The following is a 19792-nucleotide window of genomic DNA, read 5'->3' as shown; positions in this document are numbered from 1 at the left end:
GACCCCCCCCCCCCCCTGGACTCTGGGGTTCGGCCGGCCGGAGGTAGGTCGTGACCGCCTCCCGGCGTGTTGGCACGCTCCCGCTGCTGGTTATCGGACTGGGCGTCGTCGCCGCGCTGGCGGGCGTCCTGTGGTTCGCTGACGGCCAGAATCCCGCCCACGCCCAGGCTCCGGTGAACAACGTCCCCACCGGCCTGCCGAGGATCGTGGTCTCCGCGGAGAGCCCCGGCGTTCTGGCGGCCGACACTTGGGACATCAGGGACGCCGACGGGCTGCCCTACGGCCTCACTCCCGGCCATGCCGAAGTCGGGGGGCCGGACGACGGCCAATTCACTTTCGATTTCTCCTACCAGTGGATCCGGGTCGACGGCGGGACCGAGGTGAACGTGGGCGCCGACTCACCCAGGTACCAGCTCGTCGACGCCGATTTCGGCAAGAAGTTCAAGGTGCGGGTCTCGTTCACGGACCGGGCCAACAACGCCGAGGCTGTGACCAGCGTGGCTTTCGGCCCCATCGCCAGACCGACCCTGCTGTCGCCGTCGGCGCTGGTCTCCAACACGGGCTTCTCATTGGGGTTGACCACGACGATGATCACCAGTGACTACGCCATCGGATTCAACCTGGGGGACCACGGCCAGGGCTACGAGATATCGAGCGTGTCGATCGATCTGGCCGCGGTCCCGTCGAGCCTGAGCGTCTCCTTGTGGACCTCGGGGCCTCCCGGGAGCAGCGGGGAGGGTTCGCGTCGGGCGAAGCTGTTCGAGTTCGCGAACCCGGGCTCGTTCGCTGTCGGCCTGAACGAGTTCACGGCTCCCGCGGGCGTGTACGCGCTCCATGCCCGCAAATACTGGATCGTGCTGTCGGGCTTCGGCTCGTCGCTGTCGATCAAAGAGATCACCTCGAACCAGGACGACGACTCCGCGCCGGGAGCGATGATCGACGACGAAGCGGGCGGGAACACCAAGGTGCTGCGCCTGGCCATCAAGGGCTCGAGGCGGACCCAAGGCATCCTCGCAGCGAACCTCGCGCAACCCGACAGCGAAGGCAACCAGGAGATCATCTCGGTCGGCGACAAGGTCGGCTGGAAGATCGACCTCGGAGATGCGGACCGCTTCTTGGTCCGCGGTGTGGCGTTCTCCATGGACAACACCACATCGCTCGACGGGGGCATGGACAACCCGTGGCACTTCCGCTCCGACGACTTCGACGGCGCCATACATTTCCGCCTGTTCCTGACGCGCAACGTCAACGGCCTGCCGACGTGGACGGCCCCGCAGGGCGCCACCGTGTCAGGAGACAGCACCTACGCCCTCCAAATGGGAATCAACGAGGAGCTCGGTTTCACAAATGACGGCAAGACGATAGAGAGGATCGGAGCCGTCTTGTCGCGGGCACATCAGGTCGACACGGCTGCCGACGGCCGCTCGGACGTGCCGACTGGGGCGGGCACGACCCTCGGCAAAGGCGGCGCCCTGTCAGGCAACGACGCAGCAGGCCCCACGCCGCACATGGTCGTGTACGGCGTGCCGCTGCACACGATCGTGGGGAACCTGGGCCAGACCGACAACGGCTACGTCTCGGTCGGGGGCGCCAACGATGTGGTGTCGCAGGGCTTCACGACCGGCTCCAGAACAGGCGGCTACTCGTTTCAGGGCATCGACGTCAACATCGAGGGCTCCGCATTGTCGGGCACTTCCCAGGTTCCCGCCGACGCGTCGGCTGTGTCGGTGTCGGTGCACGCGGATGCGAGCGGGGCGCCGGGCGCGAAGCTGTTCGACCTCCTCAGCCCCACCGAGTACGCGGCGGGCCACAGCTTCTTCGAGGCGCCGAGGGGGGCGCGCCTGGACGCCGGCACCTCCTACGTTTTGGTCTGGCGCCACAACAGCGGCGCGAACCACCGGCTGGTGAAGACCACCGGCGACAGCGAGGACTCGGGGGGACAACCAGGAGCCGGCATCGCGAACGCGTTCCGCCTGGGCGCCGATGTGGCCAGCCTGACCTCCGACAGCGGCGGCAATGCGCTGGAGATCACGGTGTACACGGGGCAGGGGCCTCCCAACGCCAGCGGCCGGCCGGTGATCCTGCCCACCGCGGAGGACCACGGCGTGCTGGCTGTGGACACCTCGCCCATTTCTGACCCCGAAGGGATCCCCAGTGTGGGCTCCGTGGACTCGACGGGCGTCCTGCACAACTTCAGGTACCGGTGGATCCGGGTCGACGGCGCCACCGAGACCGTGGTCGGCGCCGACCAGGTCGGCTACCGGCAGTTCGACGATGCCATCAACGCTCTCGGCGTTCGCGTCGAATCGGGCCGCTACCGGCTCACCGAGGCCGACTTCGGCAAGCTGCTGCGGGTGGAGGTGTCGTTCTTCGACCACAATGGCGTCGCCGAGGTTGTGTCCAGCCTGCCGTTCCGCCCGGTTCGCGAGCCGCCGCGGGCGCTGCCGGCGGCGACGCTGGTCAGCAACACGCGCCAGTCGCCGTCGGCCACGGCGACGATCGAAAACGCGGAGAACGAAAACGCGTCCTACAGGGTGGGGTTCAAGCTGGGCGACCACGGCCAGGGCTATGACATCTCGGGCGTGTCGATCGACCTGGCCGCGGTGCCGGACACACTGCGGGTGTCGCTGTGGGCGGGCAGCTCTCACGGGTCGAGCGTCGCCGGTGCGCACACCAAGCTGTTCGAGTTCGAGAACCCGAAGTCGTTCAGGGTCGGCCTGAACGAGTTCAAGGCCCCCCCAGCGGCGTTCGTCTACCAAAACCTCGACTACTTCATCGAGCTGGCGGGCTTCGGCGACTCGCTGTCGATCAAAGAGACCGCCTCCGACGACGAGGACGGCAGCGGCGAGCCGGGAGCGGAGATCGCGGACGAAACGGGCGCGGGCAGCGGCGTGCTGCGCCTGGCGGTGAAGGGCCACCGCCGGGACCACGGCATCCTGGTCTCGACCTACGCGCAGAAACCGACAACACTCCATCAGGAGATCGTGTCGCAAGGCGACAATATCGGCATCAAGTTCACGGTGGGGGCAGCGGACCGCTACCTCATCCGGGGTGCGACCTTCTCCGTGGACAACACCGCGAACGGCGGGGGTTTCACCAGTCCGTGGTTGCTGCGCGACGGGACTGACGTGCTGTTCGAGCTGATGAGCACACGTCAGATAAACGGCATCAACGAGTTCTCCGCTCCGCTGGGCATGACCGTTGAGGGAGGCTGCACCACCGACGCGGTGACGATGGTGGTGACCTGCGAGGAATACAACTTCTACAAGCACAAGGACCTTCCCCTTCGGCAGGGAGGCGTCGTCTTGTCCCGCTACCACGCCACCGATTCCACCGATGAGGACGCGCCGAAGGCGGCCGGGGTGAGCATCGGCGACAGCACAGGCGATTTTGATATCACCGATAACAACGGAGACCACGTCCGCGTTTTTATGGCCATCTTCGGCGAGCCGCTCAACGCGATGGTGCAGAACCTGGGCCAGACCGACGGCAGCTGGCGCTCCGTCGGCGGCGGCCAATCCAAAGTGGCGTCGCAGGGCTTCACGGCCGGCTCCGACGAGTTCGGGTACCGGCTGAAGGGCATCGCCGTGAACATCAACGGCTCCGCCCCCGTAAACGGCGACCCCCAGGTGCCTGACAGCCCGACGTCGGTGTCGGTGTCGGTGTACTCCGACTCGGACGGGCAGCCCGGCGCGAGGCTGTTCGACCTGGCCAGCCCCGCCGAACTGGGGGCGGGCGACAGGTTCTTCGAGGCGCCGCCGCGGGCGTACCTGTTGCCGGACACCTCCTACCATCTGGTCTGGCGCCACCTCGACGGCACCCTGCACAGGCTGCAGACGACCAGCGACAAGGACGAAGACTCGGGCGCGCTGACCGGCGCCAGCATCGCGGACGTGTTCCGCCGGGGCCCCCACGAGGGAAACCTGACTGCCTCCGAAGCAGACAAGGCGCTGGAGATCGCCGTGTACACCGATGTCCTCACCAAGGGGCCGCCCGTGGCCGGCGGCATCCTCGTGCCCCTGAGCTGGACACACATACCCGACGGCGCCGACGCGGGGGACCAGTTCAGGCTGCTGTACGTCACCCACCACGCCACGCAGGCCACGTCCCCCGACGCAGGCGACTACCACGCCCTCGCCCAGTTCGAAGCCTCTGGCCGGTCCAAACGGTATCCAGAAGCAGACGGGCGATACACCAATCCGATCATTCGGAGGGCGGCTGCGCGGTTCAAAGCGGTGGTCTGCACCAACGGCAGAGGCGCCCGAACAAACGCCGACATGCCAGGCGCCGGCGTGGCGATCCACTGGCTGGACGGCGGCTGGGACCATCGCCCCACCCTGGTCGCCAACACGTACTCCGAGTTCTTCAGCGCCGACTGGGCCAACACCGAATACGGCGCCTACGTCACCGGGAACTCCGCCCACTTCGAGGAGCATGCGATGGTCTGGACGGGGTGCGACGCTTCTGGGGCACCGGATCCGCTGTTCCCCATGGGCAGCACCATGGGGATGGTCGCCGCGGGCTCGCCGAGGGGCGGCGAGCTGATGAGGGATTCGGACAACGAGTTACAGGTAAAGAAGAACTCCAACCATGCTCCTGTTGGCGCCGTCGATCTCGATGAGGGGCGTTTGGCCGACAACAACAACGAGCACCGGCCGCTCTACGCGATCTCGCCCGTCTTCACCGTCTACGACGACGGCTCCTAGAGCTTCGGGATTGATGAGAGGTGGCATCGATGAGACGCACTGAGATGAATGGTTCTGTCCCCCGAGGGGGGGCTTTGTTTGATCTGTCTGGTCGGGGCCTGTTTGTCGGCGTGGCCGGGGCGGCGCTGTCGGCGGCGTTGGTGCTGGTGGGCGTGGCTTTGTGGGCTACGCCGGCGGGCAGCCAAGAGCCCGCGGAGCCGGTCTGGTCGGCCGACATGACAGTGGTGGAGTACACCAGCGTCTCGGTCGGCGCGGCCACCGCGGACCTGTTCTCCAATGTTGGCGGCAGCGGGAACCTCCAGATCAAGTCGCTCTGGTCCCACGTGCCGGACCGAGATCTCCGCCTGGCGTTCCAAGACGGCGTTCCCAACGCCGCGGACTACACCTTGCAGGTCGGCGACCTCTTCTTGGAGTTTCCCGCCGGCAGCTCCGGCGCCAGCAGCTTCAAGTGGACAGGCGTGGACGTCGGCTGGGAAGACGGGCAGCTCATCCGGGTGCGGATCGTGCTGACGACCGATGTCGCCGCTCCGGAGACCAACTCTGCGGTGGTCAACTCCGCGGCCACGGGCGAGCCCGCCGTCAGCGGCACGGCCCAGGTGGGCGAGACGCTGACCGCGGACACCTCGGCCATCGAGGACGAAGACGGGCTCGACGGTGTCTCCTACCGCTACCAGTGGATGCGCGCCGACGCCCACATCGCCGGTGCGACAGAGTCCGCCTACGAGCTCGGCGATGACGACCAGGGCGAGGCGATCAAGCTCAAGGTGTCGTTCATCGACGACAAAGCCAACAGCGAGACGCTGACCAGCGCCGCGACGGCGGAGGTGCGCGAGAGGCCGCAGTTCTTGGTCAGCAACCTGAACGCAGGCGTCACCGGCGCCAGCGGCATACAGCGCACTCTCAACGCCGCCCGATCAGGGTTCGCCCAGGCATTCACGACGGGCCCGAGGACCGGCGGCTACCCAATCGGCTCGGTCAGCATCCAGATCTCGCACCTCTTCGACGCCTCGACCGCGGCAGACGACCTCCGGGTGACGATCATCGGCGCCGCGAGCGACAATGGGCCGGGCGACGCGCTCTGCACCATGGCCAACCCGTCGAGCTTCTCCGCGCCGGGCGTGGTCGCCTTTGACGCGCCCACCGGCGAGGGCGCCTGCCCGCAGCTGGCGGCCGAGACGACCTACTTCGTCGCCATCGAGTGGACCGACCCCAGCGGAACCGACGCGTTCGCGCTCATCCCCCAGACCTATCCCTCCGATGACTCCGCTGCCACCGACGAGGACCCCGGCGGCGCGGACGGCTGGTCGATAGCCGACAACTCCTATTACCTCGCTGTCACCGCTGAGGTTCGCACTTGGACTGCCTACGACGAGACGGCCAGCTTCAAAATCCGGGTGACCGGAACAATCTCAGAACAGACCACCCAGTCCGACACCGACACCGACACCGAGTCTGAGACCGAAACCGAGACCGAGACAGAATCAGAAACCGAGACTGACACCGAGACTGAGCCAGACGCCGACGAAGTGGCAGCCGTAACGCTCACCGCGTGGACCCAGAACGTCCCCACGTCCCACGACGGGCTGAGCCGCTTCTCGTTCGAGCTGAAGTTCAGCGAGAACTTCGGCCTGAGCTACAAGACCCTGCGCGACAAGGCGTTCACCGTGACCGGGGGAACCGTCAAGCAAGCCAGGCGCCTCGACAGGCCCCACAACACGCACTGGCGGATTGTGATCCAGCCCCGCTCCACCGCCGACGTGACCGTCGTGTTGCCCGTCCCAGACGCCTGCGACGACACCGGCGCCATCTGCGACGACGACGACCGCAAACTGTCCAACCGCCTCGAGTTCACCATCAGCGGCCCAGCCCTGTCGGCAACCGCCGTCGTGGCTGATGCCCGACGCAGTCTCGGATGGTCGCCCTAGAGCGCGCCCAAGCGCGGACAGAGCAAGAATCTCCTGGGTGCCTGTCACGGCCTAGTTGATTGGCAGATATCGGCGCCGGTCCCCCAGGATCTCGCTCCGAGTCTGAGCATTATGCACTAGTTTCAGCTATTGGTGAATATCCCTCACACAGTGCTGAGCGCCTCTGCCCAGATTACCCGGTGCGCTGCGCTCACAGTGACCCCCCCCCCCCCCCCGACTCTGGGGTTCGGCTGGCCGGAAGTAGGCCGTGACCGCCGCCCGCCGTCATGCGACGCTCCCCCTGCTGCTCGCTGGACTGGCGATCTTTGCCGTACTGGCAATCATCCCCAGGGCCGTCGAAGCCCAGACTCCGCCGGACCAGTCCCCCACCGGCCAGCCGATCATTCACCCGTCAGCGGAGGGGGCGGGCATCTTGCTGGTTGACACTTTGGGCATAGACGACCCGAACGGACTTGCCCTGTCTTCGAATGATGTCAACTTCTCCTATCAGTGGATCCGGGTAGACGGCGACACCTCGGCCGAGACCAATGTGGGCGACGGCTCGACCTGGTACCAGAGTGTCACCGCCGATGTCGGCCACAAGATCAAGGTGGAGGTCTCGTTCACCGACGGGGACGGCTACTCCGAGACGGTGACCAGCGTGGCGTTCGGCCCGATCGCCGCACTGGCCGGCCCGCCGGTGCCTCCCTCGGCGCCCACAACGACGCTGGTCGCCAACACGGGCCAGACGACGGCAGCCACGGCGATGATCACCCAGCAGTACGCCATGGGCTTCAGGCTGGGCGATCACGGCCAGGGCTACGAGATCTCCAGCGTGTCGATCGATCTGGCCGCGGCACCGTCGAGCCTGACCGTGTCGCTGTGGATCGGCAGCCATGCTGACCACGCAGGCGAACACTATGACGGGAGCGCGGCATACAAGCTGTTCGACTTCGAGAACCCGCCCTCGTTCCAGGTCGGTCTGAACAAGTTCACGGCTCCGCCAGGGGCATTCGCGTACCAGAACGTCAAACACTTCATCGTGCTGTCAGGATTCGGGTCGTCGCTGTCGATCAAGGAGACGACGTCAGACGGTGAGGACCCAGGCGGCGAACCGCAAGCCGTCCTCTTGGACAGCGCGAGCGTGCGAGCGCTGGGTTCGACGGGACTCTGGACGACTTTCACCACGCGCGCCAGCGTGCTGCGGATGGCTGTGGAGGGCTCGCAGCGACACAGCGGCATCCTGGCTTCAAGCTACGCACAAGCCCAAGCCAGCCAAGAAATCATCTCGGTTGGCGACGAGATAGGTCTGCCCATCACTCTCGGGGCCGCGGATCGCTACCTCATCCGCGGTTTTTCTTGGGTCGCGGACAGCGGATTGGAAGACAAACCCCGCCCCATGTACAACCCGTTCGACGTGCGCAGCGGCTGGACTTCTGGGAACCCCACTCCCACCGGCCAAGAGGAAATCACCGCCGCGGGCACCAAGTTGTTCAGCCTGATCCCCACACGTTACGGACCAGGCATCAATGCCTGGGCGGCGCCCCAAGGCGCAACCGTGGCGGGAGGCAGTTCATACCTGATCTACGAGAACTACACCACGAAACCGGCCGACACCGTGCTCTCGCGCGTGTTCACCACCGGAACCGATGTGGTTGCGGACAAGCCGGCGCTGGGCGTGACCTTCCCCAGAGCAGTCGGGGATTTTGCGGGCAGGCCGTTGGTGGCTGTCCTGGGCGAGCCGCTGCATGCGATGGTGCAGAATCTGGGCCAGACCGACAACAGCTTTGCCCTGGCCGACAGCGCTAACTCGGTGTTGTCGCAGGGCTTCACGACCGGTTCCAACGCAGACGGCTACGACCTGAAGGGCATCGGCGTCAATATCGAGGGCTCTGTCAACACCGACGGGGACGCTCAGGTGCCTGATGGTCCGTTGTCGGTGTCAGCAGCGGTCTACACCGCCGACTCGGACGGCAAGCCGGGCGCGAAGCTGTTCGACCTCGTCAGCCCCGCCGAGTTCGCGGCGGGTCACAGTTTTTTTGAGGCGCCGGCGGCGACGACGCTGGACCCGAGCACCGCCTACGTGCTGGTGTGGCAGCACACAGCCGGCACCGCGCACCGGTTGCAGCGGACCTTGAGCAACAACGAGGACGCGGGCGCGATTGCGGGTTTCACCATCGTGGACGCGTTCTATCGGGGCGCCGACCTTGCCAACTTGGCGGAGAACTCAGGCGGCAATTCGCTGGAGATCGCCGTGTACGGCGCCCCGCGCCCGAACGCCACCGGCCGGCCCGTGATCCTGGCTTCCGCGGAGGACCCCAGCGTGCTGGCGGTGGACACCTCGGGCATCGGCGACCCCGACGGGATCCCCAATGTGGGCACCGCGACTGGGACGGGCATCTTGCACGATTTCTCGTACCGGTGGATGCGGGTCGACGGCGACACCGAGACCGTGGTGAGCGCCGACTCGGACGACTACCGGCAGATCTCCGGAGAATTCCACGCCGCGGGCATACGCATCGAGTCGGGCCGCTACCGGCGCGTCGAGGCCGATGTCGGCAAGCTGCTCAAGGTGGAGGTGTCGTTCACCGACCACTACGGCGCCGTGGAGACGGTGACCAGCGTGGCGTTCGGCCCGATTCCCGGACCGGCGGCGCCGCTGCCGGAGTCGACGCTGGTCAGCAACACCGCCCAGTCGGCGTCGGCCACGGAGATGATCACCGGGCCGTACACCATGGGCTTCAAGCTGGGCGCTCACGGCCAGGGCTACGAGATTTCGGGCGTGTCGATCGAGCTGGCCGCGGCCCCGCCCAGCCTCACCGTGTCGCTGTGGATGGGCCGCGCCCCTGGGTCGAGCGACACAGGAGCGCACACCAAGCTGTTCGACTTCGAGAACCCGCCCTCGTTCGCCGCCGGTCTGAACGAGTTCGCCGCCCCGGCTGGCGCGTTCGCGTACCAGAACGTCGACTACTACATCGTGCTGTCGGATTTCGGGGCGACGCTGTCGATCAAGCAGACGACCTCAGACGACGAGGACGAATACCAGGAGCCGGGAGCGACGCTCCAGGACAAGGGCTCGCGTACCGGCGTGCTGCGCCTGGCCGTCAAGGGCTCGAGGCGGCAAAGCGGCATCCTCACCGCGACCTACGCACAAGAGCCGGGCATACAGGAGATCATTTCGACCAATGACGAGAGCGGTATCGATCTCACCGTAGGGGCAGCGGATCGCTATCTCATCCGCGGTGTGTCCTTCAGCGGGGACAACACGGCGACGGGGGGGCCCTTTACCGACCCGTGGGAGGTGCGCGACGCAACCGACGAGCTGTTCCGGCTGATCAATACACGTCAGATAAGCGGCATCAATGAGTTCACAGCCCTCCAAGGCGCCACCGTTCCAGGAGGACCCAGCAAGACATACAGCTTCTTCCAGGAAGTTTCGGACCCCCATATGGGAGGCGTCGCAGTGTCCCGCTACTTCGGCACCGCGTCCACTGCGGCGGACTCGCCGAAGGCGACCGGGGTGGCCATCGGCAGCACCACCGGGGACTTTTCGCTCGACACACCGCTGATGGCTGTCTTCGGCGAGCCGCTGTTCGCGATGGTGCAGAACCTGGGCCAGACCGACAACGGCTACCGGGAGATCGGAGGTTCCAGCGTCAAGGTGGTGTCGCAGGGCTTCACCACCGGTCCCGACCCGGACGGGTACCAGTTCCAGGGCATCGGCGTCAACATCGAGGGCTCCAACAGCAGATTTCCCGACGGTCCGCTGTCGGTGTCGACGTCGGTGCACGCCGATTCGGGGGGCAAGCCGGGCCGCAGGCTGTTCGACCTCGTCAGTCCCGGCGAATACGCGGCAGGCCACAGTTTCTTCGAGGCACCGGCGGGGTCGACGCTGGACGCCAGCACCTCCTATGTGGTGGTGTGGAAACACAACAGCGGCACCGTGCACCGGCTGGTGAAGACCTCGAGCAGCAGCGAGGACGCGGGAGCGCGAGCAGGTTTCGCCATCGCGGACGCGTTCTACCAGGGTGTCGACCTCGACAACATGACAGTGGACTCGAACGGCGATGCGCTGGAGATCGCGGTGTACAGCAGAAGCCGGCCCAATGCCACCGGCCGGCCCGTGGTGCTGGCCTCCGCGGAGGACCCCGGCGTGCTGGCTGTGGACACTTCGGGCATCGGCGACCCCGACGGGATCCCCAATGTGGGCGACCTGGAAGCGACGGGCATCCTCCACGACTTCTCGTACCGGTGGATCCGGGTCGACGGCAACACTGAGACCACGGTGGGCGCCGACTCGGACGACTACCGACAGATCGCCGGAGAACTGCACGCCGCGGGCATACGCATCGAGTCGGGCCGCTACCGGCGTGTCGAGGCCGATATCGGCAAGCTGCTCAAGGTGGAGGTGTCGTTCACCGACGACTACGGCGGCGTGGAGACGGTGAGCAGTCTGCCGTTCGGCCCGGTTCCCAGACCGGCGCGGCCGCTGCCGGAGTCGACGCTGGTCGCCAACACCGCCCAGTCGCCGTCGGCCACCGCAGTGGTCTCCGGGCCGTACGCCATGGGGTTCAAGCTGGGTGCCCACGGCCAGGGCTACGAGATCTCGGGCGTGTCGATCGATCTGGCCGCGGCGCCGTCCGCTCTGACCGTGTCGCTGTGGACGGGCCGCGCTCCTGGGTCGAGCGACGCGGGTCTGCGGCACACCAAGCTGTTCGATTTTGAGAACCCGTCCTCGTTGGGGGCCGGCCTGAACACGTTCTCGGCCCCGCGGGGAGCGTTCGCGTACCAGAACGTCGACTACTTCGTCGTGCTGTCGGGTTTCGGCCGGTCGTTGTCGATCACAGAGACGACGTCTGACAATGAGGACTCAGGCGGCGAGACGGGGGCGACGATCCAGGACAAGGGCTCGCGCACCGGCGTGCTGCGCATGGCCGTCAAGGGCTCGCAGCGCACAAGCGGCATCCTTGCTTCGAACTACGCAAAAACTGCCGACGCCACCGCGACGCCACCGATCACAGCCGAGCAGGAAATCGTGTCGGTCGCCGACTCCTGGGACGTCGGGATCACTGTGGGAACAGCGGACCGCTACCTCATCCGCGGTGTGACCTTCAGCGGGGACGACGCCTTTGCAGGGGGGCTCTTTGCCCACCCGTTCGACCTGCTCGACGGAACTGACGCGCTGTTCAGGCTGGTCAGTACACGTCAAGTAAACGGCATCAATGAATGGACGGCGCCCCAGGGCGCGACCGTGGCCGGAGGGTGCACCACCGACGAAATGACGATGACAGAGACCTGCGAGACATACGACTTCAAGCCGGAAGTCACGGACCCGGTGTCGGGGTACCGGTTCGGAGGCGTCGTGACCGCCCGCTATTTCGGCACTTCGTCCACTGAGATGGATGAGCCGACGGCGCCCGGGGTGACCTTCGGCAGCCCAACTGGGAACTTTGTCATCACCAGGACGTTCATGGCCGTTCTGGGCGAGCCGCTGGTCGCGATGGCGCAGAATGTGGGCCAGGCCGACAACAGCTACGTCTCTTTGGGCGGTGCGAGCGCGAAGGTGGTGTCGCAGGGTTTCAGCACCGGTCCCGACGAGCACGGCTACCGGCTCCAGGGCATCGGGGTCGACGTCGAGGGTTCTGACAACACCGACGGCAACGCTCAGGTGCCTGACGGTCCGTTGTCGGTGTCGGTGTCGGTGCACGTCGATGTGGGCGGCAAGCCGGGCGCCAAGCTGTTCGACCTCGTCAGTCCCGCCGACGTCGGGGCGGGCCACGGGTTCTTCGAGGCGCCGCCGGGGACGCAGTTGAAGCCGGACACTTCTTATGTGCTGGTGTGGCGCTACAACGGCGGCACGGGGCATCGGCTGCATCAGACCACCAGCGACGCCGAGGACTCGGGCGGGGTCGACGGATTCTCGATCTCGGACTCGCTCTACCGGGGCGCCGACCTCGACAACCTGAGCGAGGACACAAACAGCGATGCGCTGGACTCAACCAGCAATGCGTTGCAGATCTCGGTGTACGGCGTGATCAACACCGAAGCCCCTCGCTCTCCGTTCATACCCGGCGGCCATCCGGTGACCGAGAGGTGGCTGCACATTCCCGATGACGTCGGTGTGGGGGATCAGTTCAGGGTGGTGTTCGTCACACACCGCGGAATTCTTCCCACGTCGGGCGACATCGGGGACTACAACGATTTTGTCCGCCAGGAGGCAGCGGGGACCCATGTGCGGGGCGAAGAAGTCGACGTGCGGTACACCGATCGGGTGATCCGCAGGGTCGCCGAGGAGTTCACGGCGGTGGTGTGCACTGCTTCGGTGGACGCGAGGGCCAACACCGCCATGCCGGTCACTGAGATCGGGGTGCCGGTTCATTGGCTGGACGGCGGCTGGGATAACGAACCGACGCTGATCGCCGATTCGTACGACGGGTTCTACAGCGGCGCGTGGGAGAACACCGAATACGGCGCGTATGTGACCGGGAACTCTGCGTATTTCCATGAGAATGCGATGGTGTGGACCGGATGCGATTCCTCGGGGGCCGCGGATCCGCTGTTCCCGATGGGCACCAACAGCATGGGGCTGGTCGCTGTGGGCTCGCCGAGAGACCCCGCGGCGAACAACGCTCCCATCGGGGCGGTCGATGTCAGCGTGGGGCGGGTCACCGGCAACAACGACGAATACCGGCCGATCTATGGGATCTCGCCGGTCTTCACCGTCGTTCCGTGAACCGAGACCGACACGAGACCCGGCAGGAGACGACATCGATGACCCCCCCCCCCCCCGCTCTCGGTTCTCGCTAGCTGGAGGTAGGCCGTGATCGCCGTCCGGCGTCGCGCGACGCTCCCGCTACTGCTCATTGGGTTGGGCGTCATCGCCGCTCTGGCAATCATGTCCGGGACCGTCGAAGCCCAGACTCCGCCGAACCAGTCCCCCACCGGCGTGCCGCGGGTGGTGGCCTCGGCGGAGGATGCGGGCATCTTGGCTGTGGACGCGTCGCGTGTGGGCGATCCTGACGGGCTGCCCAATGTGGGCAGCGTGGACACGACGGGCATCCAGCCCGATTTCTCCTATCAGTGGGTCCGCGTGGACGCTGATGACGGCACCGAGACGGTGGTGGGCGACGGGTCGGCGCGTTATCGGCGCGTGGCGGCCGATGTCGGCCATCTGGTCAAGGTGGTGGTGTCGTTCACCGATCTGGGCGGCACCCCCGAGGCGGTGGCCAGTCTGCCGTTCGGGCCGCTTGCCGCGTTGGCGCCGCGGCTGGCGGCGTCGGCGCTGGTGGCCAACACCGCCCAGACGCCCGTTGCCGCCAAGAACATCACCGGCGAGTACGCGATGGGTTTCGAGCTGGGCGCCCACGGGCAGGGCTATGAGATCTCGGGCGTGTCGGTCGATTTGGCCGCCGCCCCCACGGATTTGACGGTGTCGTTGTGGGCGGGGCCCCCGCCCGGGTTCGGCCGCGCCGCGGCCGCGCACACCAAGCTGTTCGAGTTCGCGAACCCGGGCTCGTTCGCGGCAGGCCTCAACGAGTTCGCGGCCCCGCAGGGGACGTTCGCGTACCAGGGCGTCGACTATTTCGTGGTGCTGTCGGGCTTCGGCGCGTCGTTGTCGATCAACGAGACCTCATCGGACGGCGAGGACGCGGGCGGCGAGACCGGCGCGACGCTGGCCGACAAGGGCTCGGGCACCGGCGTGCTGCGCATGGCCGTCAACGGCGCCCGGCGCCCAAGCGGCATCCTGGTCTCGACCTATACCCAGAGCGGCGACGGCCAGGAGATCGTGTCGGTCGGCGACAAGATCGGTGTCGCGTTCAGTGTCGGCACCGCTGACCGCTACCTGGTGCGCGGCGTCACGTTCAGCCTCGACGACTCGACGACCCGCAACGGGGGCTTCACCAACCCGTGGCAGGTGCGCTCGGGAGGCGACGAGCTGTTCCGGCTGACCAGCACACGCCAGATATTCGGCGTCAACGAGTTCACCGCCCCCCAGGGCGCGACCGTTGCGGGAGGCGGCTCGTACGACTTGTTCCAGGACATCGGCACCGTCGAGCGGATGGGAGGCGTCATCCTGGGCCGCCACGCCTGTACCACCTCCGCCGCGGTGGACGAGCCGGCCGCAGCGGGGGTGAGCTTCGACGGCAACACCGGCGTGTTCGCATGCGACCCGCCGATCATGGCCGTCTTCGGGGAGCCCCTCGCCGCGATGGCCCAGAACCTCGCACAGACCGCCAACGGCTATTCCGCCGCCGACACCACCGACACAGTCCTCGCCCAGGGCTTCGCCACCGGCGCGGACTCCGACGGCTATGAGCTTTTGGGCGTCGGGGTCGGCATCGAGGGCTCGGGCAGTTCGTTTCCCGACGGGCCGTCGTCGGTGGCCGTGTCGGTGCACGCGGACGTGGGCGGGCTGCCGGGCGCGAAGCTGTTCGACCTGCTCAGCCCGGCCGAGTTCGCGGCGGGCCACAGCTTTTTTGAGGCGCCGCCGGGAACGACGCTGGACCCCGAGACGTCCTACGTGCTGGTGTGGACCCACCTGGGCGGCACCGCGCATCGGCTGGCCAAGACCGCCAGCAACAGCGCCGACGCCGGCGCGCTGGCCGGGTTCAGCCTGGCGGACGCGTTCCACCGCGGCGCCGACCTGGACAGCCTGACGGTCGACCCCGGCGGCGACGCGCTGAAGATCGCGGTGTACGGCAGGCACACCCAAAACGCCACCGGCGTGCCGCGGGTGGTGGCCTCGGCGGAGGATGCGGGCATCTTGGCTGTGGACGCGTCGCGTGTGGGCGATCCCGACGGGCTCCCCAATGTGGGCAGCGTGGACACCACCGGCATCCAGCCCGACTTCTCCTATCAGTGGATCCGCGTGGACGCTGATGACGGCACCGAGACTGTGGTGGGCGACGGGTCGGCGCGTTATCGGCGCGTGGCGGCCGATGTCGGCCATCTGGTCAAGGTGGTGGTGTCGTTCACCGATCTGGGCGGCACCCCCGAGGCGGTGGCCAGTCTGCCGTTCGGGCCGCTTGCCGCGTTGGCGCCGCGGCTGTCGGCGTCGGCGCTGGTGGCCAACACCGCCCAGACGCCCGTTGCCGCCAAGAACATCACCGGCGAGTACGCGATGGGTTTCGAGCTGGGCGCCCACGGGCAGGGCTATGAGATCTCGGGCGTGTCGATCGATCTGGCCGCGGCCCCCACGGATTTGACGGTGTCGCTGTGGGCGGGGCCCCCGCCCGGGTTCGGCCGCGCCGCGGCCGCGCACACCAAGCTGTTCGAGTTCGAGAACCCGGGCTCGTTCGCGGCAGGCCTCAACGAGTTCGCGGCCCCGCAGGGGACGTTCGCGTACCAGGGCGCCGACTACTTCGTGGTGCTGTCGGGCTTCGGCGCGTCTTTGTCGATCAACGAGACCTCATCGGACAGCGAGGACGCCGGCGGCGAGACCGGCGCGGCGCTGGCCGACAAGGGCTCGGGCAGCGGCGTGCTGCGCATGGCCGTCAACGGCGCCCGGCGCCCAAGCGGCATCCTGGTCTCGACCTATACCCAGTCAGGCGACGGCCAGGAGATCGTGTCGGTCGGCGACAAGATCGGTGTCGCGTTCAGTGTCGGCACCGCTGACCGCTACCTGGTGCGCGGCGTCACGTTCAGCCTCGACGACTCGACAACCCGCAACGGGGGCTTCACCAACCCGTGGCAGGTGCGCTCGGGAGGCGACGAGCTGTTCCGGCTGACCAGCACACGCCAGACATTCGGCGTCAACGAGTTCACCGCCCCCCAGGGCGCCACCGTCGCGGGAGACGGCTCGTACGACTTGTTCCAGGACATCGGCACCGTCGAGCGGATGGGCGGCGTCGTGCTGAGCCGCCACGCCTGCACCACCTCCACCGCGGTGGACGAGCCGGCCGCGTCGGGGGTGAGCTTCGACGGCAACACCGGCGTGTTCGCATGCGACCCGCCGATCATGGCCGTCTTCGGCGAGCCCCTCGCCGCGATGGCCCAGAACCTCGCCCAGACCGCCAACGGCTATTCCGCCGCCGACACCACCGACACAGTCCTCGCCCAGGGCTTCGCCACCGGCGCGGACTCCGACGGCTATGAGCTCTTGGGCGTCGGGGTCGGCATCGAGGGCTCGGGCAGTTCGTTTCCCGACGGGCCGTCGTCGGTGGCCGTGTCGGTGCACGCGGACGTCGGCGGGCTGCCGGGCGCGAAGCTGTTCGACCTGCTCAGCCCGGCCGAGTTCGCGGCGGGCCACAGCTTTTTTGAGGCGCCGCCGGGAACCACGCTGGACCCCGAGACGTCCTACGTGCTGGTGTGGACCCACCTGGGCGGCACCGCGCACCGGCTGGCCAAGACCGCCAGCAACAGCGCCGACGCCGGCGCGCTGGCCGGGTTCAGCCTGGCGGACGCGTTCCATCGGGGCGCGAGCCTTTCGGGCCTGACGGTCGACACCGGCGGCAATGCGCTGAAGATCGCGGTGTACGGCAGGCACACCCAAAACGCCACCGGCGCGCCGCGGGTGGTGGCCTCGGCAGAGGACCCGGGCATCTTGGCTGTGGACGCCTCGCGCGTGGGCGATCCCGACGGGCTCCCCAATATCGGCAGCGTGGACACCACCGGCATCCAGCCCGATTTCTCCTACCAGTGGGTGCGCGTCGACGCGGTGAGCGGCGCCGAGACCGAGGTGGGCGACGGGACGGCCCGTTATCGGCGCGTGGCCGCCGATGTCGGCCATCTGGTCAAGGTGGTGGTGTCGTTCACCGACCCCGGCGGCACCTCCGAGGCGGTGGCCAGCCTGCCGTTCGGGCCGCTTGCCGCGTTGGCGCCGCGGCTGGAGGCGTCGGCGCTGGTCGCCAACACCGCCCAGACGAGCTCGGCCACCAAGAACATCACCGCCCAGTACGCGATGGGCTTCAAGCTGGGCACCCACGGCCAGGGCTATGAGATCTCGGGCGTGTCGATCGACTTGGCCGCGGCCCCGTCGGACCTGACGGTGTCGTTGTGGGCGGGGCCCCCGCCCGGGTTCGGCCACAGCGCGGCCGCGCACACCAAGCTGTTCGACTTCGCCAACCCGCCCTCTTTCGCCGTGGGCCTCAACGACTTCGCCGCCCCGCCCGGCGCGTTCGCGTACCAGGGCGTCGACTACTTCGTCGTGCTGTCGGGCTTCGGCGCGTCGTTGTCGATCAAAGAGACCGCCTCCGACAACGAGGACGCGGGCGGCGAGACCGCAGCCACGCTCCAGAACAAGGGCTCGGACACCGGCGTGCTGCGCCTGTCCGTCAGCGGCGCCCAGCGCCCAAGCGGCATCCTGGCCTCCACCTACACCCAATCAAGCGACGGCCAGGACGTCGTGTCGGTCGGCGACGAGCCCCGCGTCGCGTTCACCGTCGGGACCGCGGACCGCTACCTCCTGCGCGGCGTCACCTTCACCGGCGACGACACCACAACCCGCAACGGGCTGTACACCAACCCGTGGCAGGTGCGCTCGGGAGGCGACGAGCTGTTCCGCATGACCAGCACACGCCAGATATTCGGCATCAACGAGTTCACCGCCCCCCAAGGCGCGACCGTGCCCGGAGGGTGTACGACGGACGAAATGACGATGGCAGAGACCTGCAACTCATACGTGCTCTTCCAGGACATCAGCTCGTTCGAACGCATGGGCGGCACCGTGGTGGGCCGCCACGCCTGCACCACCTCCACCGCGGTGGACATCCCGGCCGCGGCCGGGGTGAGCATCGACGGCACAACAGACGCAACCAAGTTCGCATGCGACCCGCCGATCATGGCCGTCTTCGGCGAGCCCCTCGCCGCCATGGCCCAGAACCTCGGACAAACCGACAACGGCCACGCCACCGCCGGCGGCGCCGACACAGTGCTCACCCAGGGCTTCACCACCGGTTGCTGCGAGACCGATGATTCCGAGTCCGATGCCGCGTTGTACGGGTACCGGCTTCAGGGGATCGGCGTCAACATCGAGGGCTCTGACGGCAGGCTCCCCGACGACCCGTCGTCGGTGTCGGTGTCTGTGTACGCCGACGCGGGCGGGCTGCCGGGCGCCAAGCTGTTCGACCTCCTCAGCCCCAGCGAGTTCGCGGCCGGCCACAGCTTCTTCGAGGCGCCGCCTGACACGCATCTGGCGCCTGACACCTCCTACGTGCTGGTGTGGCGCCACAACCGCGGCACCGCGCACCGGCTGGCGAAGACCTCCAGCAACAGCGAGGACCCGGGCGCGGTGTCGGGCGCCAGCTTGGCGGACGCGCTCTACCGGGGCAAGGGCCTCGACAGCCTGTCGGCGGACACAAACGGCGATGTGCTGGAGATCGCGGTGTACACCGTGGTCAACGACAATGCCCCCTTCGTGGCCCGCGGTGTCCCGGTGACCACGAGCTGGCTGCACATCCCCGACGGTGCCGAGGTGGGAGACCAGTTCAGGCTGGTATTCGTCACACAACGCGGAATACTGCCCACGTCGGGGGACATAGAGGACTACAACGCGTTTGTGCAAAAGGAAGCTGCGGGGACCCTTGTGCGGGGCGAAACAGTCGCCGTGCCGTACACCGATCCGGTCATCCACAGGGTCGCTTCGCAGTTCACAGCGGTGGTGTGCACTGCTGGGGTCGACGCGGTGACCAACACCAAGATCGCCGAAGCGGGCGCCCCAGGCGTGCCGGTCCACTGGCTCGACGGCGGCTGGGACGACCATCCCACCCCCACCCTCATCGTGGAGCAGTACGCCGACTTCTACGGCAACGGGTGGGAGAACACCACCTACGGCGCGTATGCCACCGGGAACTCCGCCCATTTCGAGAAGAATGCGATGGTGTGGACCGGATGCGACGCTCTTGGGGACGCGGACCCGCTGTTCCCCATGGGCAGCAGCATGGGGATGGTGGCCGCGGGCTCGCCGAGGAGCTATGACAGCCTGCTGAATAGGCATCCGCTCATCGTGAACGGGAATGAGCAAGAGCGAGAGCGAAAGTCGAATTCCAACTTTGGCCCTGTCGGCGCCGTCGATCTCGATGAGGGGCGTTTGACCGGCAACGACACTGAGTTCAGGCCGATCTACGCCATCTCGCCGATCTTCACCCTCGTCCGCTAGCACGGCGTTGGCCGGACGATCCCACGGTTCCCGATTTGATGTTCGATGCGCATGCTCTGAGTGGCGGAGTCTGTGCAGGTGTGCGT

The 19792-nt window shown here is 67.4% G+C and carries 4 protein-coding genes; all 4 read left to right on the top strand.

Going from position 1 to position 19792, the window contains the following annotated elements; genetic code table 11:
* The first annotated feature begins 50 nt into the window (after window positions 1-50).
* The gene (locus tag ACOCMM_RS13925) at window positions 51-4706 is read left to right on the top strand and encodes a choice-of-anchor R domain-containing protein (protein WP_419553736.1); all 4656 of its coding nucleotides are present in this window, start codon (window positions 51-53) and stop codon (window positions 4704-4706) included.
* Window positions 4707-4780: 74 nt separating this feature from the next.
* Complete coding sequence (locus ACOCMM_RS13920; RefSeq protein ID WP_419553735.1) at window positions 4781-6631, top strand: hypothetical protein; 1851 nt, start codon at window positions 4781-4783, stop codon at window positions 6629-6631.
* 247 nt (window positions 6632-6878) lie between these two features.
* Entirely contained in the window at window positions 6879-13343 is a 6465-nt protein-coding gene (locus tag ACOCMM_RS13915) for a choice-of-anchor R domain-containing protein (protein WP_419553734.1), read from the top strand.
* Between the two features lie 87 nt (window positions 13344-13430).
* Window positions 13431-19706: a choice-of-anchor R domain-containing protein gene (locus tag ACOCMM_RS13910; protein WP_419553733.1), complete on the top strand. Its 6276-nt coding sequence runs from the start codon at window positions 13431-13433 to the stop codon at window positions 19704-19706.
* The last annotated feature ends 86 nt before the right edge of the window (window positions 19707-19792 follow it).

The sequence above is a fragment of the Candidatus Poriferisodalis sp. genome, assembly GCF_965198245.1.
Lineage (GTDB): Bacteria > Actinomycetota > Acidimicrobiia > Acidimicrobiales > Poriferisodalaceae > Poriferisodalis.
Note: the sequence above shows the minus strand (reverse complement) of the source record. Positions and strands in the feature narration are given on the sequence as shown.